The organism is Azohydromonas caseinilytica (assembly GCF_012927045.1).
In the GTDB taxonomy this organism is placed as follows: domain Bacteria; phylum Pseudomonadota; class Gammaproteobacteria; order Burkholderiales; family Burkholderiaceae_C; genus Azohydromonas; species Azohydromonas caseinilytica.
Map to the genome: position 1 here is coordinate 110230 of NZ_JABBFW010000010.1, position 22988 is coordinate 133217.

Annotated in this window: 22 protein-coding genes; 11 read left to right on the plus strand and 11 right to left on the minus strand. The window is 70.9% G+C overall.

Annotated features, from left to right (window positions below; genetic code table 11):
- The first annotated feature begins 66 nt into the window (after positions 1 to 66).
- On the plus strand, positions 67 to 1380 hold the full coding sequence (locus HHL10_RS15865) for a glycosyltransferase (RefSeq protein WP_169161363.1): 1314 nt from the start codon (positions 67 to 69) through the stop codon (positions 1378 to 1380).
- A 146-nt stretch (positions 1381 to 1526) separates the two neighbouring features.
- Here the strand turns inward: HHL10_RS15865 and eutC are convergent, their stop codons facing one another.
- The 4 genes from eutC to HHL10_RS15885 all read right to left on the minus strand — a co-directional run bounded on the left by eutC (position 1527) and on the right by HHL10_RS15885 (position 6295).
- A complete protein-coding gene (gene eutC / locus HHL10_RS15870) occupies positions 1527 to 2324 on the minus strand; it encodes an ethanolamine ammonia-lyase subunit EutC (RefSeq protein WP_169161364.1) in 798 nt (265 codons plus the stop codon).
- Entirely contained in the window at positions 2321 to 3730 is a 1410-nt protein-coding gene (locus tag HHL10_RS15875; RefSeq protein WP_169161365.1) for an ethanolamine ammonia-lyase subunit EutB, read from the minus strand. Before HHL10_RS15875 ends, eutC begins: the two co-directional genes overlap by 4 nt.
- A gap of 197 nt (positions 3731 to 3927) precedes the next feature.
- Positions 3928 to 5502: a methyl-accepting chemotaxis protein gene (locus HHL10_RS15880; protein WP_205833064.1), complete on the minus strand. Its 1575-nt coding sequence runs from the start codon at positions 5500 to 5502 to the stop codon at positions 3928 to 3930.
- Between the two features lie 391 nt (positions 5503 to 5893).
- On the minus strand, positions 5894 to 6295 hold the full coding sequence (locus tag HHL10_RS15885; protein ID WP_169161367.1) for a nuclear transport factor 2 family protein: 402 nt from the start codon (positions 6293 to 6295) through the stop codon (positions 5894 to 5896).
- Positions 6296 to 6717: 422 nt separating this feature from the next.
- On the opposite strand from HHL10_RS15885, the gene HHL10_RS15890 reads away from it, so the two are divergent.
- From HHL10_RS15890 to HHL10_RS15900, 3 genes are all read left to right on the plus strand, one after another.
- A complete protein-coding gene (locus HHL10_RS15890; protein ID WP_169161368.1) occupies positions 6718 to 7701 on the plus strand; it encodes a Bug family tripartite tricarboxylate transporter substrate binding protein in 984 nt (327 codons plus the stop codon).
- An 8-nt stretch (positions 7702 to 7709) separates the two neighbouring features.
- Positions 7710 to 8915, plus strand: coding sequence for a 3-oxoadipyl-CoA thiolase (gene pcaF, locus HHL10_RS15895; RefSeq protein ID WP_169161369.1), 1206 nt, complete (start codon positions 7710 to 7712; stop codon positions 8913 to 8915).
- Between the two features lie 162 nt (positions 8916 to 9077).
- Complete coding sequence (locus HHL10_RS15900; RefSeq protein WP_169161370.1) at positions 9078 to 10913, plus strand: tetratricopeptide repeat protein; 1836 nt, start codon at positions 9078 to 9080, stop codon at positions 10911 to 10913.
- Between the two features lie 11 nt (positions 10914 to 10924).
- Here HHL10_RS15900 and HHL10_RS15905 read toward each other — a convergent pair whose 3' ends face one another.
- Positions 10925 to 11827 (minus strand): LysR substrate-binding domain-containing protein, encoded by a 903-nt coding sequence (locus HHL10_RS15905; protein WP_169161371.1) that lies wholly within the window; start codon positions 11825 to 11827, stop codon positions 10925 to 10927.
- Positions 11828 to 11935: 108 nt separating this feature from the next.
- Between HHL10_RS15905 and HHL10_RS15910 the strand changes: the two genes are divergently transcribed.
- From HHL10_RS15910 to HHL10_RS15930, 5 genes are all read left to right on the plus strand, one after another.
- Positions 11936 to 12700 (plus strand): SDR family NAD(P)-dependent oxidoreductase, encoded by a 765-nt coding sequence (locus HHL10_RS15910; RefSeq protein WP_169161372.1) that lies wholly within the window; start codon positions 11936 to 11938, stop codon positions 12698 to 12700.
- Positions 12701 to 12714: 14 nt separating this feature from the next.
- A complete protein-coding gene (locus HHL10_RS15915; RefSeq protein ID WP_169161373.1) occupies positions 12715 to 14376 on the plus strand; it encodes a (2,3-dihydroxybenzoyl)adenylate synthase in 1662 nt (553 codons plus the stop codon).
- Between the two features lie 77 nt (positions 14377 to 14453).
- Complete coding sequence (locus HHL10_RS15920) at positions 14454 to 15296, plus strand: amidohydrolase family protein (protein WP_169161374.1); 843 nt, start codon at positions 14454 to 14456, stop codon at positions 15294 to 15296.
- Between the two features lie 126 nt (positions 15297 to 15422).
- Positions 15423 to 16229 (plus strand): crotonase/enoyl-CoA hydratase family protein, encoded by an 807-nt coding sequence (locus tag HHL10_RS15925; RefSeq protein WP_169161375.1) that lies wholly within the window; start codon positions 15423 to 15425, stop codon positions 16227 to 16229.
- 3 nt (positions 16230 to 16232) lie between these two features.
- Positions 16233 to 17006: an enoyl-CoA hydratase-related protein gene (locus tag HHL10_RS15930; RefSeq protein ID WP_169161376.1), complete on the plus strand. Its 774-nt coding sequence runs from the start codon at positions 16233 to 16235 to the stop codon at positions 17004 to 17006.
- A gap of 61 nt (positions 17007 to 17067) precedes the next feature.
- On the opposite strand, the gene HHL10_RS15935 is transcribed toward HHL10_RS15930, so the two are convergent.
- Genes HHL10_RS15935 through HHL10_RS31190 form a run of 3 tightly spaced genes read right to left on the minus strand, consistent with a single transcriptional unit; the run spans position 17068 to position 17874 of the window.
- Complete coding sequence (locus HHL10_RS15935) at positions 17068 to 17292, minus strand: hypothetical protein (protein WP_169161377.1); 225 nt, start codon at positions 17290 to 17292, stop codon at positions 17068 to 17070.
- Positions 17289 to 17558, minus strand: coding sequence for a translation initiation factor IF-1 (gene infA / locus HHL10_RS15940; RefSeq protein ID WP_169161378.1), 270 nt, complete (start codon positions 17556 to 17558; stop codon positions 17289 to 17291). The genes HHL10_RS15935 and infA overlap by 4 nt, the downstream gene beginning before the upstream one ends.
- Positions 17559 to 17562: 4 nt before the next feature.
- Complete coding sequence (locus tag HHL10_RS31190) at positions 17563 to 17874, minus strand: hypothetical protein (protein ID WP_310734607.1); 312 nt, start codon at positions 17872 to 17874, stop codon at positions 17563 to 17565.
- Between the two features lie 488 nt (positions 17875 to 18362).
- Here HHL10_RS31190 and HHL10_RS15950 point away from each other — a divergent pair, with 488 nt between their 5' ends.
- Both HHL10_RS15950 and HHL10_RS15955 read left to right on the plus strand, forming a co-directional pair.
- The gene (locus HHL10_RS15950) at positions 18363 to 18575 is read left to right on the plus strand and encodes a cold-shock protein (RefSeq protein WP_169161379.1); all 213 of its coding nucleotides are present in this window, start codon (positions 18363 to 18365) and stop codon (positions 18573 to 18575) included.
- Between the two features lie 84 nt (positions 18576 to 18659).
- The gene (locus tag HHL10_RS15955) at positions 18660 to 18920 is read left to right on the plus strand and encodes a hypothetical protein (protein ID WP_169161380.1); all 261 of its coding nucleotides are present in this window, start codon (positions 18660 to 18662) and stop codon (positions 18918 to 18920) included.
- Between the two features lie 103 nt (positions 18921 to 19023).
- Here HHL10_RS15955 and HHL10_RS15960 read toward each other — a convergent pair whose 3' ends face one another.
- The 3 genes from HHL10_RS15960 to HHL10_RS15970 all read right to left on the minus strand — a co-directional run bounded on the left by HHL10_RS15960 (position 19024) and on the right by HHL10_RS15970 (position 22981).
- Entirely contained in the window at positions 19024 to 19263 is a 240-nt protein-coding gene (locus tag HHL10_RS15960; protein ID WP_169161381.1) for a hypothetical protein, read from the minus strand.
- 79 nt (positions 19264 to 19342) lie between these two features.
- Entirely contained in the window at positions 19343 to 19558 is a 216-nt protein-coding gene (locus tag HHL10_RS15965; protein ID WP_169161382.1) for a CrpP-related protein, read from the minus strand.
- A gap of 297 nt (positions 19559 to 19855) precedes the next feature.
- Complete coding sequence (locus HHL10_RS15970) at positions 19856 to 22981, minus strand: PAS domain S-box protein (RefSeq protein ID WP_169161383.1); 3126 nt, start codon at positions 22979 to 22981, stop codon at positions 19856 to 19858.
- Between the last annotated feature and the right edge of the window lie 7 nt (positions 22982 to 22988).

The following is a 22988-nucleotide window of genomic DNA, read 5'->3' on the forward strand; positions in this document are numbered from 1 at the left end:
CGGGGCGGCGGCAGGGGCATGCCAGCCGTTCACGCCGCGCGCTGACGGCTGGCAGACTGTGCCGCCATGGCCCGCGTGCTCGTTGCCACCGTCCCGATGACCGGCCATGTGCGGCCCATGGCCGCGCTGGTGCGGGCCCTGGCGGACCGGGGCCACCGGGTGGCCTGGCTGGCGGGACGCAAGTTCGCTCCGCTGGTGGAGGCCGCCGGCGCGGCCTTCCGGCCCCTGGGCGACACCGACTGGGACGATGCCGATGTCGAGGCCGCTTTCCCGGCGCTGCGCAGCCGGCGCGGCCTGGGGCGCATCAAGGCGCAGCTCGACGCCCTGTTCATCGCCCCGGCGCCGCGCCAGCTGCGCGAGCTGGAGGAGGCCTGCGAGGCCTTCGCGCCCGACGTGCTGCTGGCCGACCAGGCGCAGCTCGGCGCGGCACTGCTGCACGAGAAGCACGGCGTGCCCTGGGCCGGCCTGGGCGTCAGCGCACTGGGCGTGCCGAGCCTGGACACCGCGCCCTTCGGCTCGGCGCTGCCGCCGGCGCGCGACGAGCGCGACCGCTCGCGCAACCGCTTCCTCAATGCCCTGATCCTGCGCGGCCTGTTCGCCGGCACCAACCGCGCCTGGCGGCGTGCCCGGGCCGCAGCGGGGCTGCCCGCAAGCGAAGGAACGTACTTCGAGGTCCTTTCACCCCAGCTCTACCTGCAGCCCACGGTGCCAGGCTTCGAGTACCCGCGCGCCGACCTGCCGCCGCAGGTGCACTTCATCGGGCCGCTGTGGCCGCGCGCCGCGCCGCAGGCGCAGGCACTGCCCGCCTGGTGGACCGATGTGGAGGCGATGCACGGCGCCGGCGTGCCCGTCGTGCTGGTGACACAGGGCACGCTGGCCACCGACGTGCGCGAGCTGATCGTGCCGGCACTGCGCGCGCTGGCGCAGGAGGAACTGCTCGTGGTCGCCACCGCGGCGTCCGCCGACGCGGCAGCGGCCCTGGGCGGCGAGCTGCCCGCCAACGCCCGGCTGGCGCCGTTCATCCCCTACCCCGCGCTGCTGCCGCTGCTGTCCGCGGTGGTGAGCAACGGCGGCTACGGCGGCGTGCAGCAGGCGCTGGCGCATGGCCTGCCGCTGGTCGTGGCCGGCGGCAGCGAGGAGAAGCCGGAGATCGCCGCGCGCGTGGCGTGGAGCGGCGCCGGCATCAACCTGCGCACCGGCCGGCCCAAGCCGCGCGCGCTGCTGCAGGCCGTGCAACAGGTGCTGACGCAGCCGGGCTTCAGGGCGCGGGCCCGGGCCTTGGCTGACGAGATGGTGGCTTTCGACGCGCCAACGCTGGGCGCCGGCCTGGTGGAGCGGCTGGCGTCCACGCGCGCGCCGGTGCTGCGGCTGGCCGCGTAATCATTCGGAGCCTACGAAGTCCGCGGACTCACGACTCCCGTTCGGGCTGAGCTCGTCGAAGCCCCTGCTGCGACATTCGAGCGCCTGCCCTTCGACAAGCTCAGGGCGAACGAGGAAGGAGTGTCCGATGTTCCCTGAGACCCGTATCACTCCGGCAACAAGAAATTCCGGCTGCTGCCCGGCACGGCATCAAGCGGCGCGCTCTCGTCCTTGAGCGCCACGCCGGTCAGCTGCCGGCTGCGTGCTGCCCGCAGCAGCCAGGCCGCCCGCGATGCGGCCTCGGCCGGCGCCAGGCCCTCGGGCCGCACGTTGGAGATGCAGTTGCGCTGGGCATCGCTGCGGCCCGGCCGGGGCGCCCAGGTGAAGTACAGGCCCAGGCTGTCGGGCGAGCTCAGCCCCGGGCGCTCGCCGATGAGCACCAGCACCATCCGCGCCCGCAACAGCTCGCCCACCTCGTCGCCGATGGCCACGCGGCCCTGCTCGACCACCACCGCCGGCCCCAGCCGCCACGGCGAGTCGTCCTGCCGCAGCAGCTCCAGCAGCGCGCGCAAGAAAGGCACCGCCTGGCGCTCGATGGCCAGGGCCGACAAGCCGTCGGCCACGACAAAAACCAGGTCGCATCCGCCCGACGCCGCCTGGCGCAAGGCCTGCGCCGACTCCGCGCCGAGGCGCCGCCCCAGGTCGGGCCGCTGCAGGTAGACCCGGCGCTCGCCCGCGGCGCTGCGCGCCGGCAGCGCGGCCAGGCCCAGCTCCTGCAGCGCGGCGATCACGCCCGGCGTGTCGAGCGCGCGGTGCACCGCGTCGCGCGCCTGCGCATGGGCCATCTGGAAGTCCAGGTGCGGGGCCGTGGGCTGGCTGATGCCGCTGCGGCCCAGCGCGATGCGCGCCGGCGTGAGGCGGCGCAGCGCCTGCCAGGGGTTCTCGGTGACGATGGGGCGGCTCATGGGGCGGCTCCCAGCAGCGCGGCAAAGGGTGCGGGCAGCATCTCCGCCGGACGGGCCAGGCCCGGCTGGAACAGGCCCATGCGCTCCAGCCACTGCTCGAACTCCGGCGCCGGCCGCAACCCCAGCACGCGGCGCGCATACAGCGCGTCGTGGAACGAGGTGGTCTGGTAGTTGAGCATCACGTCATCCGAGCCCGGGATGCCCATGATGAAGCTGCAGCCGGCCACGCCCAGCAGCGTCAGCAGCACGTCCATGTCGTTCTGGTCGGCCTCGGCGTGGTTGGTGTAGCAGATGTCGCAGCCCATGGGCAGGCCCAGCAGCTTGGCGCAGAAGTGGTCCTCCAGGCCGGCGCGCACGATCTGCTTGCCGTCGTACAGGTACTCGGGCCCGATGAAGCCCACCACGCTGTTGACGAGCAGCGGCGAGAAGCGGCGCGCCACCGCGTAGGCGCGGGCCTCGATGGTCTGCTGGTCGCAGCCATGGTGCGCGTTGGCCGACAGTGCGCTGCCCTGCCCGGTCTCGAAGTACATGACGTTGCGCCCGCGCTGGCCGTCGTCGTCGAACACATGGCCGCGCTCGAGCGACAGTGCCGCCGCCCGGGCCTCGGCCAGCAGCGCCAGGTTGATGCCGAAACTGCTGTTGGTGCCCTCGGTGCCGCCGATGGACTGGAACACCAGGTCCACCGGCGCGCCGCGCTCGATGGCCTGCAGCGTGTTGGTGACATGGGTCAGCACGCAGGACTGCGTCGGGATGCCGTGGCGCGAGATCACGGCGTCCAGCATCTCCAGCAGGCGCATCACCTGCGGCACGTTGTCCGTGGCCGGATTGATGCCGATGACGGCGTCGCCGCTGCCGTAGAGCAGCCCGTCGAGCACGCTGGCGGCGATGCCGGCGGCATCGTCGGTGGGGTGGTTGGGCTGCAGCCGGGTGGACAGCCGCCCCGGCAAGCCGATGGTGCCGCGAAAGCGTGTGCGCACATGGCACTTGCGGGCCGCCAGGATCAGATCCTGGTTGCGCATGAGCTTGGACACCGCCGCCGCCATCTCCGGCGTGATGCCCGGAGCCAGAGCCGCCAGCGCGGCGCTGTCGGCCGCGTCGGACAGCAGCCAGTCGCGGAAGCCGCCCACAGTGAGCGAAGCCACCGGCTCGAAAGCCGCCGCATCGTGGCTGTCGAGGATCAGCCGCGTGACCTCGTCGTCCTCGTACGGCACCAAGGCCTCGTGCAGGAAGCGCTGTAGCGGCACCTCGGCCAGCGCACGCTGCGCCGCGACCCGCTCCTGCGCCGAGCCGGCCGCCACGCCGGCGAGCTGGTCGCCCGAGCGCTCGGGCGAAGCCCGGGCCATGAGCGTGGCGAGGTCATCGAAACGGTAGGTGGTGACGCCGATGGCGTGCCGGTAGGCGGTCATGGTTCAGGAGCGGCTGGCGCGTTGAACAGGACTCGGAGGGCGGGCCACCGCCGCGCAAGCCGCGCGGTGTGCCCCGGTGACGAGGCACCATGTGTAGCCCAAGGCACGGGACACGGCAAACGGCAGGGCCATCAGCGGCCGCGACAGGCCCACGCCGCCCGGCATCCTGACCCAGGCGCCAAAGCGCTGGCGCGACCTCAGGCCACCGCGGCGCCGGCGCGGCCCAGGCGGAACACGGCCATGGCCTGCACCAGCTGCTCGGCCTGCTGGCGCAGGCTTGCCGCCGCGGCCGCGCTTTCTTCCACCAGCGCGGCGTTCTGCTGCGTGGCCTGGTCCATCTGCGCGACGGCCTCGCCCACCTGGGACACGCCTGCGCTCTGCTCACGGCTTGCGGTGCTGATCTCGCTCATGATGTCGGTGACGCGGCGGATCGAAGCCACCACCTGGGCCATCGTCGCGCCCGCCTGATCGACCAGGCTGGAGCCCTCGTCCACGCGCTCCAGGCTGGTGCCGATGAGCGCCTTGATCTCCTTGGCCGCCTCGGCGCTGCGCTGCGCCAGGATGCGCACCTCGCCGGCCACCACGGCAAAGCCCCGGCCCTGCTCGCCCGCGCGCGCGGCTTCCACCGCGGCATTGAGCGCCAGGATGTTGGTCTGGAACGCGATGCCATCGATGGTGCCGATGATTTCGGCGATGCGGCCGGCGCTGTCGCTGATGCCCCGCATCGTGTCCACGACCATCGCCACCGCGTCGCCGCCCTGCCGCGCCACCGTGGACGCCGCCAGCGCCAGCTCGTTGGCCTGGCCGGCGTGGTCGGCATTGAGCCGTGCCGCCGAGCCCAGCTGCTCCATGGAGGCGGCGGTTTCCTGCAGCGCGCTGGCCTGCGACTCGGTACGCCCGGACAGCTCGCCGTTGCCCTGCGCGATCTGCGCGCTGGCCGTGGCCACGCTTTCGGCGCTCTCGCGCACGCCCTGGACGATCGACACCAGGCGCTGGCGCATGTGCCCCAGGGCCTGCAGCAGCTGCGCCGTCTCGTCGCGCCCTTGGGCCTTCAGCTCCACCGAAAGGTCCCCATCGGCGATGCGCTCCGCCGCACCGATGGCCTGCTTCAGCGGGCGCGTGACCAGCCGCGTCATCCAGGTCGCCAGGGCCAAGGCCACGGCCACCGACGCCGCCAGCAACCCGATGACCCAGCCGCGCGAGCTTTCATAGGTGCCGCGCGCCTCGGTGCGGGCCAGGTCGGCCCCCTGGCTGTTGATCTCGGTCAGCCGCGCCAGGTCGTCGCGGACCTGGTTGAAGGCCTTGAAGGACTCGCCGCTGAGGTGCCGGTGCAGTTCCGCCTTGCCTTCCTGGCCGGCACGGGAGAGAGCCAGCATGCGTTCGCTGATGGGCCAGTAGCTCGCCACGCCGCGCTGGAACTTCTCCAGCGCCTGGCGTTCCTCGGAAGAATGCGCAAGCGCTTCATAGCTGCGCAGCTGCGCTTCCAGCCGCTGCCGGTGCGCGGCCAGGAACTGCTCCTGTCGCGCCTTGCCCGCCTCGTCCTCGACGAGGTAGTGGACCATTTCCGAGCGGCGGAACTCGTTCATGGTCAGGTTGAGATCGGCAACGACCTTGATGCTGGGCAGGCGGTGCGCCGCGATCTCCTCGGTGCTGGCATTGACCCGATTGAGCTGCAGCAGTGAAAAACAGCCCAGGACCACGGCCAGGGCCACGATGGACAGGAACGCCGCGCCGAGCTTGGTGCCGAGCTTGAGATTGGACAGTTGATGCATGGACCAGAAACCTAAGTACTGCGAGGTCTGCAGCCGCCGAATGCCCTGCCTGTCTTGAAAAATCGAGGCGGCTGGCACCGGCTTCATGCCGACGTGGATGCGGCCTCATCGGCATGGGCGATCCCATCGTGAAGCTTAGAAAGCTTAATTTACACCTTGATGCACATCAACCGGAAGGCGTTTTTCGTCTTCAGTCCCATCCCACGCGCCCGCTCCAAGCGCGCCCATCGCGGCCTGGTTCCAATTCGTTCTTTCGCTGAAACGACCTCTTCACATCCGCGGAGGCGGGTGTCCACGGATTCCGGGCGGCATCCTGGCCAGCGTGGATGCCCGCCTGTGCGGGCATGGCGAGGGAACGTTTCAGCGTCGAGCAAGAAGCCGAATGAACCGCTCAGGTGGGCTGTCCTTGGAACGCCTTGTTGGCGATCTTCCAGCCCTGCGCGGTGTTCAGCAGCACGAAGTAGTCCGTGAAGGTGGTGGCGCCGTGCACCAGCGTGACCTTGGCGCAGGCGGCGCTGCCCCGGACATCGACCCAGTCAATGCTGCGGCGCCGCGACGCCTCGTCGGTGGCCGGCGCGCCCTTGAAGCGCTCGCAATACAGCTCCAGCGGCCAGGAGGTGAAGACGCCGTCGCGCATCGATTCGATGTGCGCCGTCGGCAGGAAGGCCTGGCGCATGAACGAGGCGTCGTCCCTGGCGTGGCCCAGGAAGTATTGCTGGATGGGCTCGCACACCGCAGCCTGCTCGGTGGTGAGGTTGGCCGGGTCGAAGTGCTGAACGTTGTGTGAAGGCATGCTCAATGAATTCATGTGAGCCATGCGCCTCACCACAGCGGGCTCTGTGAGGTGCGGATGTCGCGACCTGTGCCCAGCGGGCTGGCATGGGTACGGGCGCCGCGGCGACGGACGCAGGAGTGCCAATGGTCATGCGCCCCAACCCCGAAGGCAGAACGCAAGACTCGGCACACGCTGAGCGCGATTGTATGCAATTCAGCATGCAATCTTGAACCAAGTCCTGTTTGGCGAAACCAAACTCGGTGCAACCGGCGTTGAGCTTGCCGGCGGGTCTTGTCGCGCGGCCGCCGTTGCCGAGGGTTTGCCCGGGAGATGAGCCAGAGGCATCACTGCGGCGCCGCCGCCATCTGCCGGGCCGGCAGGCGCTCCCCTAGAGTCCGCCGGACCGTCCGACGAGGCGGCCCCGACCAAGGAGACAACGCATGAACACCCTGCGCCGCCGCGCCCTTGCCGGCCTGGCCCTGACCTGCACGCTGGCCGCGTGCGCGCTGCCGGCCGCCGCCCAGGGCACCTATCCCAGCAAGCCCGTGCGCCTGATCGTGCCGGTGGGCCCGGGCGCGGCGCCGGACGTGGTGGCGCGGCTGGTGGCCGAGCGGCTGGGCGCGCTGTGGAAGCAGAGCCTGATCGTGGACAACAAGCCCGGCGCTGGCGGCATTCCCGGCATGTCGGCGCTGGCGCGCTCGCCCGGCGACGGCTACACGCTGGGTTTCGTGCCGGCGGCCATGGCAACCATCACGCCGCTCATCTACAAGAACCCGCAGTTCAGCCCCGACAAGGACCTCACGCCCGTCGCCACCGTCGGCACCAGCCCGCTGCTGCTGGTCACGCCCGCGAGCAGCGAGTTCAAGACCCTTGCGGATTTCGCCAGGTACGCCAAGGCCCGTCCCGGCAAGGTGAACTTCGCCGCGCCGCAGCCCAACTCGCTGCCGCACCTGGCCGGCGAGATGGCCAGCCGCGCCGGGCAGATGCAGCTCTTCTTCGTGCCTTACCCGTCGCCGCCGGCCGCGGTCACCGCCGTACTCTCGGGCGACGCGCTGCTCACCGCCGACGGTGTGCCCGGGCTGCTGCCGCACATCAAGTCCGGCAGGCTGCGCGCGCTGGCCGTCACCTCCGACAAGCGCCTGCCCGGCTTCGAGGACGTTCCCACCGTGGCCGAGACCTACCCCGGGTTCGAGGCCATCGGCTGGTTCTCGATCCTGGCGCCCGCGGGTTTGCCGCCGGCCATCGCAGAGCAGGTGAACCGCGATGTCAACAAGGTGCTGCAGGCGCCCGACCTGGTGGCGCGGCTGGCCGAGATGGGCATCTACCCGCACCCGGGCAGCGTGGCCGAGGCCCGCGACTTCTTCCAGGCCCAGCGCGGGACCATGAAGCGCATCGTGGCCGAGCTCGGCCTGCAGGCCCAATGAGGTTCAACATGCCACACGCCTTCCTGTGCGACGGCCTGCGCACGCCCATCGGCCGCTACGGCGGCGCGCTCGCCGGCGTGCGCACCGATGACCTGGGCGCACTGCCTCTCCAGGCGCTGATGGCGCGGCATCCGAAGCTCGATTGGGAGCGCCTGGATGAGGTCTATTACGGCAACGTCAACCAGGCCGGCGAGGACAACCGCAACGTGGCACGCATGTGCACGCTGCTGGCCGGGCTGCCGGTGACAGTTGCGGGCGCGACGGTGAACCGCCTCTGCGGCTCGGGCCTGGAGGCCATCGCCTCGGCCGCGCGCGGCATCGCGTTGGGCCAGCTGGAGCTGGCCATCGCCGGTGGCGTGGAGGGCATGAGCCGCGCGCCCTTCGTGCTGCCCAAGGCCACCGGCGCCTTCTCGCGCCACGCTGAAATCCACGACAGCACCATCGGCTGGCGCTTCGTGAACCCGCGCATGCACGCGCTGCACGGCACCGACGCCATGGGCGAGACGGCGGAGAACGTGGCCCAGCGTTTCGGCATCAACCGCGCCGACCAGGACGCTTTCGCGCTGCGCAGCCAGCAGCGCGCGGCGCGCGCCCTGCGCGAGGGCGTGCTGCGCGCGGAGCTCACCGAGGTGCCCGTACCCGGTCGCCGGGGCGACACCCGGCTCGTCACGCAGGACGAGCACCCGCGCCCGGAAACGACGCTGGACACGCTGGCCGCGTTGAAGCCCGCGTTTCGCCCCGGCGGCAGCGTCACGGCCGGCAACGCCTCGGGCGTGAACGACGGGGCGGCGGCGCTGCTGCTGGCCGGCGAGGCGGCCGTCGCGCGCGAAGGCTTCAAACCGCTGGCGCGCGTCATCGGCGTCGCCACCGCGGGTGTGGAGCCGCGGCTGATGGGCATCGGCCCGGTGCCGGCGGTGCGCAAGCTGCTGGCGCAGACGGGGCTGCGCATCACGGACTTCGACGTGGTCGAACTCAACGAGGCCTTCGCCGCGCAGGCGCTGGCGGTGCTGCGCGAGCTGGGGTTGCCCGACGACGGCGAGCACGTCAACCCGAACGGCGGGGCCATCGCCTACGGCCACCCGCTGGGCATGAGCGGCGCGCGGCTGGCGCTCACCGCGGCGCTGGAGCTGCGCCGCCGCGGCGGGCGCTACGCGCTGTGCACGATGTGCATCGGCGTGGGCCAGGGGATCGCAGTGGCGCTGGAGAGGGCTTGAGGCGCGGCCGCGGCCTGCATACTTTGCCCAGGCAATGGCATCTCGACACCGCGGTTGTCGTGCCCAAGAGGCACGGCTTCCGGCACCATGGCGGCCCCTTGCCGTGGTCCAGGCCCCGGACGCCCTCCGTGTCCGCCGTCCTGGCTCTGAAGGAGGTGCATCATGGCCAAGCCCTGGATGTCCCACCGCCACAGCGCCCTCACGCTCGTGGCGTCCACCGCACTCATCGGGTCGGCGGCGCTCATTCCCGAGCGTGCCGGCGTGGGCGCCGCGCCCAATCCGGCCTTCGACCCCCTGCTCGACGCGGCCGGCGCGGCCTGCGGACCGGTGGCGAAAATGGGCTCGCCCATGCTCGCGGCCGTGCTGCTGGCGCAGGCGCAGCCCCCGGCCAAGACGGAGTTCAAGCCCTTCCAGGCCCAGCCGATGGAGGCCGCCGGTGGTCAGGTGCCGCTCTACGACGCCCTGGGCAAGCTCAGCCTGAAGGTCGGCACGAAGAGCCCCACGGCGCAGGCCTATTTCGACCAGGGGCTGCGCTGGATGGTCGCCTTCAACCATGCCGAGGCGCAGCGCGCATTCCAGGCCGCGCAGCAGCTCGACCCGGATTGCGCGATGTGCCATTGGGGCGAGGCACTGGTGCTCGGCCCGAACATCAACGCGCCGATGGGGCCCCAGGCCGTGGCGCCGGCCCTGGCCGCGCTGGAGCGCGCCGTCGCCCTGAAGGGCCGGGCCCCGGCCCGCGACCGCGCGCTGATCGAGGCCCTGCAGCGGCGCTACTCGGCCGATCCCAAGGCCGAGCGCGGGGCGCTGGATGCCGCCTACGCCGACGCCATGAAGGCCGTGGCGACGCGCTATCCCAAGGAGGACACGGTGCAGGCGCTCTACGCCGAGGCCGCCATGGACACGCAGCCCTGGGACTACTGGGAAGCCGGCGGCACCCGGCCCAAGGGCCGCGGCGCCGACATCGTGCGCACGCTGGAGACCGTGCTGGCGCGCAACCCCTCGCACCCACATGCGATCCACCTCTACATCCACGCGGTGGAGGCTTCGACGCGGCCCGAGCGGGCGCTGCCGTACGCGAGGAAGCTGGGGGTGCTGATGCCGGCAGCCGGGCACATCGTGCATATGCCCTCGCACATCTACTATCGCGTGGGCCTGTACCGGGACTCGCTGGAAGTGAACCAGCGTGCCATCGAGGCCGACGAGCGCTACTTCAAGGCCTCGTCCTCGGACCCGATGTACCGCGGCGCCTACTACCCCCACAACATCCACTTCGTGATGGTGTCGGCGCAGATGGGCGGCGACGGCAGCACCGCGCTGGACGCCGCGCGCAAGCTCGACGCGGCCATTCCCACCGACGCGGCCCGCGCCATCCCGGCGCTGCAGCCGATCAAGGCGGCGCCCTATACCACGCATGCCCAGTTCGCCGATCCGGCGGCGATCCTGCAACTGCCGGCGCCGCCCGACGACCTGGCGCTGGTCAAGGCGCACTACCACTACGCGCGGGCCGTGGCCCTGGCCGGGCAGCGAGACCCGGCTGCGGCGCAGCGCGAGATCGAGGCCCTCGACAAGCTGGCGGGCAGCGCCGATTTCGCTCCCTTCGAAGCCTGGGGCGTGCCGGCCAAGGCCGTGATCGAGACCGCGCGCCACGTGGCGGCCGGGCGGCTCGCCGATGCGCAGGGCGACCTGGACGGCGCCGCCCGGGCCTACCGGCAGGCCATCGCCATCGAGGACAAGCTGCAGTACATGGAGCCCGCGTACTGGTACTACCCGGTGCGCCAGTCGCTGGGCGCGGTGCTGCTGCGCCAGGGCAAGCTCGACGAGGCCGAGCAGATGCTGCGTGACTCGCTGGGCCGCGTACGCAACAACGGCTGGGCGCTGGCGGGACTGGCGCAGGTCTATCGGGCCAAGGGCGACAACAAGGCCGAGCAGGCCACGCGCGGTGCGTTCAGGAAAGCCTGGTTCGGCCCCGCTGAGGGGCCGCGCATCGAGGCACTCTGACCCGGCCGATCTCAGCGCTGCTCATCCCGTGGCGCGAAGCGCAGCAGCAGGTCGCTGAAATACTCCGCCGCCGGCATCAGCGGCAGGTCCGGGCGGCGGATCATCACGATGGCCGGCGCCGGGATGCGCTCGCGGATGGGGATGGCCTGCAGCGCCTCGCGCGCCAGCGCGAACTCGCTCCATTGCCGCGGCAGGAAAGCCAGCAGATCCGTGCTGGACAGCGCCACCATCAGCGACAGGGCCGAGGCCGCCTGCAGCATCACGCGCGGCGGCTGCAGCCCGTGGCTGGCGAAGACGCCGTTGAGGTCCTCCTCGGCGTTGTAGTCCAGCGAGGGCGTGGCCCATTCCGCATCCTGTAGTTCGGCCAGTGAGCCGGCCCGCGCCAGCGGATGCCCCTTGCGACCCACCACCACGCGCGTGTTCTCGAACAGCAGCGTGGACACCAGCCCCGGCGCCGGCGGCTGGCGCGGCGAGGCGCCGATGAAGAAATCCAGCGCCCCGTTGCGCAAGCGACCTTCCAGGTCCGGAAACAGCCCCTCGATCAGCTTCAGTTTCACAAGCGGGTAGCGGCGCTTGAACTCCGGCAGCACGTGAGGCAGCAGGCCCACGTGCGGCATGATCGACAAGCCCGCCGTCAACGTTCCCTCGCCGCCACCCGCCGCCTGCTGCAGTTCATCCCGGGCGCGGCGCAGCTCGTTGACCACCAAGCTGGCGCGCTGGTAGAGCAGCCGCCCTGAGGCGGTGAGCACCATGCCGCGCGGGTCGCGCTCGAACAGCACCACGCCCAGCTCGCGCTCCAGCGCGCGGATGCTCTTGGTCAGCGCCGGCTGGTCCAGCCCCAGATGCCGCGCCGCCGCGCGCAGGCTGCCCTGCTCGACGATGGTCACCATGCCCAGCAACTGCTCGATCTTCATGGGGTCTGCATGGGGATGCCATGGCGTTATCAGGCGGCCGATCTTGCCATCTTCTGAAGCACCCCCCGATGCCTAGAGTGGACCCGTCCACCACCGAGGAGACAAGACATGAAGACGGACAGGAAGAAGGCGCTGGTCACCGGCGGCGCCACGGGCATCGGCCGCAGCGCGGTGCTGGCCCTGGCGCGCGCGGGCTTCGACGTGGGCATCGTCTACGGCTCCAGTGCCAAGGCGGCGCAGGCCACGGCCGCCGAAGCCGAGAAGCTGGGCGCCCGCACGCTGCTGCTGCAGTGCGACGTCAGCGACGACGCGGCGGTGCGTACCACGATGCAGCAGGTCGGCGAGGCTTTCGGCAGGCTGGATGCGCTGGTCAACAACGCCGGCACCACCGCGGCCTGGAAGGTCAAGGACCTGGAGAGCCTGGACATGGCGGAGTGGGACCGCACCTTCGCCGTCAACGTGCGCGGCACCTTCCAGGTCACGCGCGCCGCGGTGCCGCTGCTGAGGAAGGGCACCGAGCCGGCCGTCGTCAACACCGCCAGCATCGTCGGCCTGCGCCCGGGCCCGCAGCCGCTGCCCTATGCGGCGAGCAAGGCGGCGGTGGTCAACCTCACCAAGACGCTGGCCTGGAACCTGGGGCCCGACATTCGCGTCAACGCCGTCGCGCCGGGCTGGATGGAAGGCGACTGGATGCAGCGCATGCTGGGCGACAAGTACGACGAGCTCATGGGCAAGCGCGCCAAGCTCACGCCGCTGCGCCGCTGCGTCACCGCCGACGACGTGGCCGAGACCATGCTGAACCTGCTGACCGCGAACCGCTTCGTCACCGGCGAGGTGGTCGTCATCGACGGCGGCTTCACCAGCTCGACCTGAAGCGGGAGGCTGCCATGATCGAAGGATTCGTGCCGTTCCCGGCCGAGCTGGCGCAGCGCTACCGCGAGCGCGGCTACTGGCAGGACCGCTCGCTGGCGCAGGAGTTCGCCGCCGTCTTCGAGAAGTACGCGCCGCGCACCGCGCTCATCGACGGCGAGCGCCGCTACAGCTACGCGGACGTGGACGCCCTGAGCGACAACCTGGCGCTCAACCTGCTGGACCTGGGCCTGCAGCCGCGCGACCGCGTGGTGCCCACGCTGCCCAACGTGGCGGAGTTCGTGATCCTGTACTTCGCGCTGCAGAAGATCGGCGCCATTCCCATCGCCGCGCTGGTGACGCACCGCTTCGCCGAGATCAGCCAGTTCACGCAACTGGCCCAGGCGCGCTGCTGCGTGTACCCGGAAGCCGTGGGCGATTTCCGGTTTGGCCCGGTGATCGACCGCGTGCAGGCAGCCAACCCCTGCCTGCAATTGCGGCTGGTACTCGGCCAACCCGGTCCGGGCGAGCATTCGTTGACCGACTTGATCGAGCGGCCGGCCACGCGCGACAGGCAGGCGCTGCGCGCGCTGGACATCGATCCCTGCGACCCGTGCATCTTCCAGCTCTCGGGCGGCACCACCGGCATCCCGAAGCTGATTCCGCGCACCAACAACGACTACGCCTACAACTCCAAGGTCGCCGCCGACGTGGCGGGCGTGGACGCCGAATCGGTGCTGCTGCTGGTGCTGCCCATCGCGCACAACCTGCCGCTGGCCTGCCCGGGCATCCAGGGCTTCATGTTCAAGGGCGCCACCGTGGTGCTGCATGCCAACACGCGGCCGGCGGAGATGTTCGCGCTGATGCAGAAGCACGGCGTGACGCATCTGAAAGTGGTGCCGGCGCTGCTGGTCCGGCTCATCAACGATCCGGCCATCGGCGACTTCGATTTGAGCTCCGTGCAGCAGATCCAGAGCGGCGGGCAGCGCATGCAGCCCGAGGTGAGATTGAGGACACGGCAGCTGTTCCAAAAGGCCTTCGTGCAGGAGAACTTCGGCATGAGCGAGGGCGTGCTGATGTTCGTGCGCCGCGGCGATCCCGAGGAGGTGCTGCTGGAAACCTGCGGCCGGCCGGTGTGCCCGGACGACGAGGTGAAACTCATCGACGACGAGGGGCGCGAGGTGCCCGACGGCGAAGTGGGCGAGCTGGCCTGCCGCGGCCCCTACACGCTGCGCGGCTACTGGGGCGTGCCCGAGTACAACGCGCGCCAGTTCACGGCCGACGGCTTCTATCGCTCCGGCGACCTGATGCGCAAGCATGCCAGTGGCAACTACATCGTCGAAGGGCGCAAGAAGGACCTCATCAACCGCGGCGGCGAGAAGATCAGCGCCGAGGAAGTGGAGAACCTGATCCTCATGCACCCGGCGGTGCAGAACGTGGCCTGCGTGCCCATGCCCGATGCCGCGCTGGGCGAAAGGATGTGCGCCTGCGTGATTCCCAAGCGCGGCGCCTCGCTCAGCCTGGCCGAGCTGGTCAGCTTCCTGCTTACCCACGAGATCGCCAAGTTCAAGCTGCCCGAGCGGCTGGAACTGCTGCCCGACTTTCCGGTGTCCACCTTCGGCAAGGTGTCGAAGAAGGCGCTGGGGGAGATGGTGGCTGTCAAGGTGGCGCGGGAGGCCGGCGCCGCCCAAGCCGCTTGATTCTGCAAGACATCGCTCATGAAGCTGGCGCACTGGTTGCGCCGGCATCCCCAAACACAGACATCACGGAGACACCCATGCGCATCATCGACCTGCACTGCTACCCCGGTACCCAGACCTGGATCGACGCCCAGGGCCCCTACCCGGCCGAGCTGGCGCGCTACTGGAAGCGCGACTGGGTTGCCAAGAGCGAGGACGAGGTCATCAGGGAGTTCGAAGGCGCCGGCGTGCAGGCCTGCCTGGTGGCGCTGGACCTGGAGACCACCGTCGCCACGCCACCCTGCAGCAACGAGTACGTGCACGGCATGTGGCAGCGGCACCCGGATCGCATCCTGCAGTGCTGGGGCGCGGTGGAGCCGGCCAAGGGAGAGATCGCGATCCGGCAGGTGCGCAAGGCCGTGCGGGAGCTGGGCTTCATCGGCTTCCACTTCCACCCGATCATGCAGCACTTCGCCGTCAACGACCGGCGCTTCTACCCGCTGTTCGAGGAGATCGATGCGCTGGGCGCGGCGGTGATGATCGACGTGGGCACCACCGGCATGGGCGCGGGCATGCCCGGCGGCAACGGCGCGCGCATCCGCCATGCGCACCCGGGCGCGATCGATGACCTCGCAGCCGACTTCCCCCATCTCAAGATCATCATGGCCCATCCCGGCTGGCCCTGGGTCGAGGAGACCACCGCCGTGGCGCTGCACAAGGGCAACGTGTACTGGGAGATGTCGGGCTGGGCGCCCAAGCACTTCCCCGGCAGCCTGAAGGTGGACATCCGCGGCCGGCTGCAGGACAAGATCATGTTCGGCAGCGACTACCCCAGCCTCCCCTACGAGCGCATCCTGCGCGAGTGGTCCGAGCTGGGCTACGCCGACACCGTGATGGAGAAGGTCATGCACGGCAACGCCGAGCGCGTGCTGGGGCTGTAAGGCCGGGATTGGTGCCACCATCGCATCCGCCGCGGCGCCCTGCTGCGGCGCGCTGACCCTGCGGGACGGCGCCTCCACCCATCGACCGGCCGGCCACCGCCGCGCCGGGGCTCAGACCTGTTCATCATGCAAGACGATCAACCCATCCTCTTCGAGCGGCGCGGCGCCGTGGCGCTGCTGACCCTGAATCGCCCCGCCACGCGCAATGCCCTCGACGGCGAGGCGATGTACGCGGCCTTCGAGAGCCTGTTCGAACAGCTCAATGCCGATCTCAGCCTGCGCGCCGCCGTGCTCACCGGCGCCGGCAGCGCCTTCTGCTCCGGCGGCGACGTGGCCAAGATGCGCGACCGCAGCGGCATGTTCGCCGGCAGCCCGGAGCAGATCGCGCAGAACTACCGCAACGGCATCCAGCGCATCCCGCGCGCCTTCCAGCGGCTGCAGTTGCCCGTCATTGCGGCGGTCAACGGAGCGGCCATCGGCGCCGGCAACGACCTGGCCTGCATGTGCGACATCCGCATCGCCTCGACCGCGGCGCGCTTCGCCGAGAGCTTCGTCAAGGTCGGCATCGTGCCGGGCGACGGCGGCTGCTGGCTGCTGCCGCGCGTGGTCGGGGCCTCCAAGGCCGCGGAGCTGGCGCTGACGGGCGACGCCATCGACGCCGAGGAGGCGCTGCGCATCGGGCTGGTGTCGAAGGTGGTGGCGCCGGAAGCACTGCTGGACGAGGCCATGGCGTTGGCCAACCGCATCGCCGCCAACGCGCCGCAGGCGCTGCGCTGGACCAAGCAGCTGCTGCTGCAGGCGCGCACCGGCACGCTGGACGAGGCGCTGGATGCCGCCGGCCGCTTCCAGGGCCTGGCGCACCACACGGCCGACCATGCCGAGGCCGTGGCCGCCTTCTTCGAGAAGCGCCCGCCGCGCTTCGGGCAGGGCTGAGCCATGGCGGCCGACGACATCCTGCTGCAGGAGCGTCCCGCGCCCGGCGTCGCGCTGCTGCGCCTGCACCGCCCGGCCGTGCTCAATGCGCTGAACCTGGCGCTGCGCCGCGCGCTGGCCGCGGCCTTCGAGGCGCTGGAGGTGGACGAGGGCGTGAAGGTGATCGTGCTGGCCGGCGGGGAGCGCGCCTTCTGCGCCGGCGCGGACCTCCACGAGTACGTGGACGCCATGCCCATGGAGATCGTGGGCCGCCACATGGACCGGCTGTGGGGGGCGATCTCGCGCTGCCGCAAGCCGGTGATCGCCGCCGTGCGCGGCCATGCGCTGGGCGGCGGCTGCGAGCTGGCGATGCACGCCGACATCCTCGTCGCCGGCCAGGGCGCGCGCTTCGGCCAGCCCGAGGTGCTGATCGGGCTCATGCCCGGCGGCGGCGCCACGCAGCGCCTCGCGCGCGCGGTCGGGAAGTTCCGCGCCATGCGGCTGCTGCTTTCGGGCGAAGCCGTCAGCGCCGGCGAGGCCCTGGCCATGGGCCTGGCCAGCGAGGTGCTGCCCGATGCGGAGGTGGAGGCGCACGCGCTGGCGCTGGCTGCGAAGCTGGCCGCGGGCCCTCAGCAGGCGCTGCGGTTCATCAAGGAGGCGGTGATCGAAGGCATGAACCTGCCGCTGGAGCAGGGACTGCAGTTCGAGCGCAAGTCCTTCCAGCTGCTGTTCGCCACCGCCGACAAGAGCGAAGGCATCCGCGCGCGGCTGGAGAAGCGGCCGGCCCGGTTCAGCTAGCCCTGCCAGGGCGGCCCGGACCGGCGCGGCCCATGCCGGGCCCGTTGGGCCGGCGCCCCTCTCAGCGCGGTGTGCAGCCCCCGGCGCACACTTGCTGGTTCTTGCCCAGCAGCCGCTTGGTCTGCAGCTCGCTGCGGGGCCGGTGCGTGCCGCACTTGAAGCAGGACATTGAGGCCTGGTGCAGGCCCGTGGCGCAGCCCGAACCGAAGGGCGAGCCCGCGGCTTTGCGCTTGTAGCGCAGGCCGTCGCCCTGCACGACGGTGGCCTGGTCGGTGTCCTTGCTCATCGGGCGGGCCCTCGGTTGTTGCGAGCCGGCGGCGGCGGGCCGCGGCGCTCCAGGTGGCGGAAGGTGATGCGGCCCTTGCTGAGGTCGTAGGGCGAGAGCTCCAGCGAGACGTTGTCGCCGGCCAGGATGCGGATGTGGTGCTTCTTCATGCGCCCGGCCGTGTAGGCGACGAGCTCATGCCCGTTCTCCAGCGACACGCGAAAGCGCGAATCGGGCAGCACCTCGCGCACGACTCCGTTCATGGAAATGAGCTCTTCCTTGGCCATGGCATCACGCTTTCTGGAGGGAGGTTGTGCGGTCATCCACCCAGGCCAGTCCCTCGGAGGTGGCGTGGTGAAGGGCCGCCTGGGCGGTGTCGAAGACGGGTGTCAGGCGCAGCACGCGGTCGTGCGTGGCGCTGCCCCGACCGCTGCGGATCGAGACGGAAGCCGTGTAGCGGCCGTCGTGGCGCTGCTTGGTCAGCGGCGAGACACGGTATTTGCCGACAGTGGTGAAGGTGTCTATGGAAAAACTTTCAATAGGCCCTGCGCACGCGCCCACCGGCAGCGGTGGAGCCTTGCGTACAGCACGAGGCCAGGTCATCGGCCCTTGCGCAGGACCAGGATAGACGGCAGCCCACAAGGGCGGCGTCCGGTTCGAGACCGAAGAGAAGGGACGAGCAAGCCTGCGTCGGTCACGTACAGGCTTTCAGGAGTGGGCCGCATCACGCGGGCCAGCACATTAATGTAGCAGCTCTCGTGCCAGGTCTTTGCCGCCCTGGCATTGCCCCCTACCGCCGTCGCGCTTCCCGGCCGGCGCAAGCGCGCAGCCCGGTTGAGCGCGCAGCCAATTGCCTTCTCCGGGGCGGCATGGCGGCGCCGGTGCGCCGGCCTCACCGGCAAGGGCTCGGTCCGCATGAGTCCATGCGCCATGGTGTTATGGTGTGGACACAGGTTCCCAAGACCGTCTCCACCAGGTCTGCTCTGTTTGCCGTCGGCACCGCCGGCCGGTCCGGTCGAGTCTCTCGACGATTTTCTTGACTTCTCTGCCTGTGCCGCGTGTGTGGCGCACGAAACCTGGAGAGATTCGACATGACGACACAGACCGGCACCGCGAAGTGGTTCGACGACGGCAAGGGCTTCGGCTTCATCACGCCTGATGGCGACGGCAAGGACCTGTTCGCCCATTTCAGCCGGATTCAGAGCGGCAGCGGTTTTCGCGCGCTCGGCCAGAGCCAGCGCGTGCAGTTCGAAGTGACGCAGGGCCAGAAGGGCCCGCAGGCGTCGAACATTCGCCCGGCCTGATGGCGGCGCGCCCGTACGGCGCGGCCTCCACCGGCGAGCGAGCCGCGGCCCCGGGGTCGCGGCTTTTCACTTTGAGGAGCGACGATGAAGGACTTGCAGGAAGCCACCGAAAAGATCTGTGAGCTCAAGGGCAGCCTGGTGGCGCTCGACGCCCTGATCACCGCGCTGCTGCAGGTGATGCCCGCGCAAGCCCGGGCAGAGCTGTCGGAAACCTTCGAGCGTTACGCGGAGATGGCGCGCACGGTGCTGCTGCATGCACCGATTTCCGAACACTCCATTGCCGCCTTCGAGCGCGACGTGCAGCGCACCAGCCAGTTGCTGACCACGCCGGCGGACGCCTCATGAGCGGATCAGGCCTGGCCGCCTCGTGCAGCGCGCCCGGCCCAGGCATGCCGCGCAGCCGATGCCGCCTGTGTAAGCAACGCTTGCGGCTGGCGGGAAGATTTGCTCAGCCCCGCGCGTCGCCGGCGTGACGCGAGGCGGCATACCGGCAGATGTTCTGCCCGGTGATCGTCAGGCGCAGCGTGCCGCCGTGCCATTCGAGCCAGTCCAGCGCCAGGTAGTCCTCGACATAGCCCTCGGGAATGTCGCTGGCCTGTCTTTGATGGAGCAGCTTGGCCGTCACCGGCAAGCCGTCGAGCAGGACCTGGTGCCGCGACGAGGGCGGCGGGTGGACGGGTTTTTTCATGTCAGGAACTCCTGGTCCTCGTTGCGGCAGCACCGTGCACGAGCAGCGCAGGCGCCGTGGGTGAACGGGCGGCCATGGACTACCTGCCCCGCCGCGCGGGGTCCGCGGCATGCTGGAAGTAGCCTTCGAAACCTCTTTGCCAGGCATCATGCCGGCGCGACCAGTCGGCCAGCGACTCGCCGCTGGCCTGAGGCATGTTGTTGCGCTGCAGGAAGGGGTTGGCTCGCCAGTCCGCCCCATGGGCCGCGGCCCGGGCGCCTTCGCGCTCGAGCGCCGATTCGCCGAACGGTTCCATGCGCTTGCCCTTCCCGGTCCGGCGGACCGCAGAGGTGGGATCGAACGGGTCGATCGAAGGAAGCGCCGGGTCTAGGGGCCGCATCCGCCTTGTCCGTACGCGCACGGCGCCGAACTTGTACAGGGTACTCCTCTCCAGGCCCACGGACACTGTCCCTCTGCGCAGTAGTGGGACAGGGACAACAACGCACCGGCGCTCATGCAACCGCATGGGCTTGATTGATTTCTCAACGACGGCCCATGCCCCGGTCACCCCGGCCGGCGGCGGGACGTCCGAACCGCGCCCGCAAGGCCTGCCTTACCCGGCCTGTCGCACCGCCATCAGCGCCAGCAGCTCGTTGATGTCCACCGGCTTGGTGAGATGGTGGTCGAAGCCCGCCACCTCGGACTTGCGGCGGTCCGCGTCCTGGCCCCAGCCGGTGAGCGCGATCAGCAGCAGCGTTTCGCCACCGGGGCGCTCGCGCAGCGCGCGCGCCACGGCGTGGCCGTCCAGGTCGGGCATGCCGATGTCCAGCACCGCCACCTGCGGCCGCCACTGCGCCGCCGTCTCCAGCGCTGCCCGTCCGGAAGTGGCCACCTGCGTCTCGCAGCCGCGGAACGAGAGCAGCAGCCCCAGGGTCTGCGCCGCGTCCTCGTTGTCGTCGGCCACCAGCACCTTGAGCCCGGTGCGCGGGGCCTCGGCCAGCGGCTCGGGCTGCGCCGGCGCCGGCGTCTCGGCCAGCGGCAGCCGCACCGTGAAGCAGGTGCCCCGCCCCGCGCCGGCGCTGTCCACGCTCACCTGTCCGCCGTGCAGCTCGACGATGCCGCGCACCAGCGCCAGCCCGATGCCCAGGCCGCCATCGGCCCGGCCCGCGCCGGATTCGAGCTGGCCGAACATCTCGAAAATGCGTGTGCGCGCCTGCGGCGGCAGCCCGATGCCGTTGTCGCGCACGCACAGCTCCAGCTCGGCACCCTGCTGACGCGCCGTAAGCTCGACGCGCCCGCCCGCGTCGGTGTACTTGGCGGCATTGGTCAGCAAATTGGAGAGCACCTGCGACAGCCGCACCGGGTCGGCCTGCAGCACCAGCTCGCCCTGCGCGGCCGCGTCCAGCTCGATCACGAGCGTGTGCCGCTTCTGGTCGATCAGCGGCCGCGCCGCCTCCACCGCCGATTCCACGATGGCGCCCAGCGACACCGGCTCCTTCATCAGCCGCAGCTTGCCCTGCGTGATGCGCGCCAGGTCCAGCAGGTCGTCCAGCAGCCGCGCCATGTGCCCGACCTGGCGCTCGATGAGGCGCTGCACCCAGCGCAGCTGGTCGGCGCGCAGCGCCGGCACGGCCAGCAGCTGCGCCGCGTTGCGCAGCGGCGCCAGCGGGTTGCGCAGCTCGTGCGCCAGCATGGCCAGGAACTCGTCCTTGCGGCGATCGAGCTGGCGCAGCGCCTCCTCGGCCTGCTTGCGTTCGGTGATGTCGATCACGAAGGCCAGCAGCTCCTCGACCTCGTCGAAACTGCACACCGCCAGCATGACCCGCACGCGGCTGCCGTCGGCGCGCTGGTATTCCTTCTCGTACACCGAGGAGACGCCGTGGCGCGCCACCTCCTCGATGGCGCGCCGGTCGGCCTCCAGGTGCTCCGGCGGCGTGAGCGTGTCCCAGCGCACGCGGCCGCCGAGCAGGTCATCGCGCGTGCAGCCGACGATGCGCAGGAAGGCATCGTTGGCGTCGTGCAGCCGTCCGCGCGCGTCGCCGGTGACCAGGCCGATGGGGTTGAGCTCGAAGACGCGGCGCAGCCGGTACTCGCTGGCCCGCAGCGCCGCCTCGGCCCGGTGCCGGTCCGTCACGTCACGGAAGAACACCGACAGCCCGTCGGCCCAGGGATAGCCATGGCACTCCAGCCACCGGTTCAGCGGCTCGGCATAGAAGGCCTCGAAGTGCGCCGGCTCGCCCGTGTCCACGGCGCGCAGGAACTCCTGGCCGAAGCGCGTGGCGCGGGCCTGCGGGAACTGCGCCCACAGGCAGCGGCCCGCCACCTCGGCGGCGCGCACGCCCAGCATGCGGGCCCCGCGCTCGTTGAGATAGACGTAGCGCCACTGCCGGTCGAACACGGCCAGACCGTCGGTGATGCTCTCCAGGATGCGCTGCAGCTGGCCGCGCGAGTCCAGCAGCGCCTGCTCCAGCTGCTTGCGCCCGGTGATGTCGATGGCCGTGCCCAGCACCCGGGTGCAGCGCCCGCGGCGCGAGAACAGCGCCCGCCCCTTGGCCGCCACCCAGCGCACGACGCCGTCGTCGCGCCCGACGGTGCGGAACTCCTCGTCGTAGAGCAGCCGCCGCGCGGGATCACAGGCGGCCTCGAAGGCCTCGCGCACGCGCTCGCGGTCCTCGGGGTGCAGGCCGGCGTAGAAGTCGGCCATGGTCACCGGCGCCTGCGCCGGGATGCCGAACATCGCCCGCACGCGCGACGGCCACTGCACGGCGCCGCTGGACGGATCGACGTCCCAGAAGCCCACCTCCGCCGCGTCGGTGGCCAGCCGCAGCTGCTCCTCGGCCTGCACCAGCACATGCTGCGCGTCCAGGATCTCGGTGACGTCGTGCCCCGTGCAGAACAGGCCCGTCACTGCGCCGGCGGCGTCGCGGATCGGCGCGATCACGAAGTCCAGCCGCAGCTGCAGCGCCGGCGCGTCCTCGGCCGCCTTCAGCGCCACGGGCATGTTGTGCGCAACATGGCGCTCACCGCTGCGGTAGACCTGGTCCAGCAGCTCGACCAGGCCCTGGCCTTCGAGCTCCGGGAAGGCCTCGCGCACCGGCAGGCCGACGATGGACTCGTCGCGCAGGAACAGGCGCATCTGCGTCTCGTTGACGAACTCCAGCACATGCGCGGGCCCGCGCAGCACCGCCATGAAGCCCGGCGCATGCCGGAAGGTTTCCAGCAGTTGCTGCCGCTCGAGCGCATGCTCCCGCGCGCGCCGCATCCGGACGGTGGTGTCCATCACCGTGAACAGCACCCCGGCAACGGCGCCGGTGTCGTCCTGCAGCGGCGTGGTCGAGAAGCTGAGCCAACGCGGGCCGGTGCCCTCACCACCGGCCGGCTCGATGGGAACGTCCTCGTGCCACTGCGCCTCGCCGCGCCAGGCCGCCTCGACGCTGGGCGCCAGCGCCGGCCAGGCGGGCCCCCACACCCGGTGCAGCGGCGCGCCCAGCGCGGCCGGATGGCGGCCAGCGCACAGCGGAATGTGGGCGTCGTTGTAGAGAAAGATGCGCCGCGGGCCCCAGGCCAGCGCCATGGGCTGGCGCGAGCGCAGCATCACGTCGACCATGCAGGCCAGCTCGCGCGGCCAGGCCGCGCGCGGGCCCAGCGGCGTGGCGGCCCAGTCCACCTGCGCCATGAGCCGGGCCATCAGGCCGGTATCAGCCCGGGAGACGCAGAAGCTCGGCTGGGTCAGGGACATGGCAGGC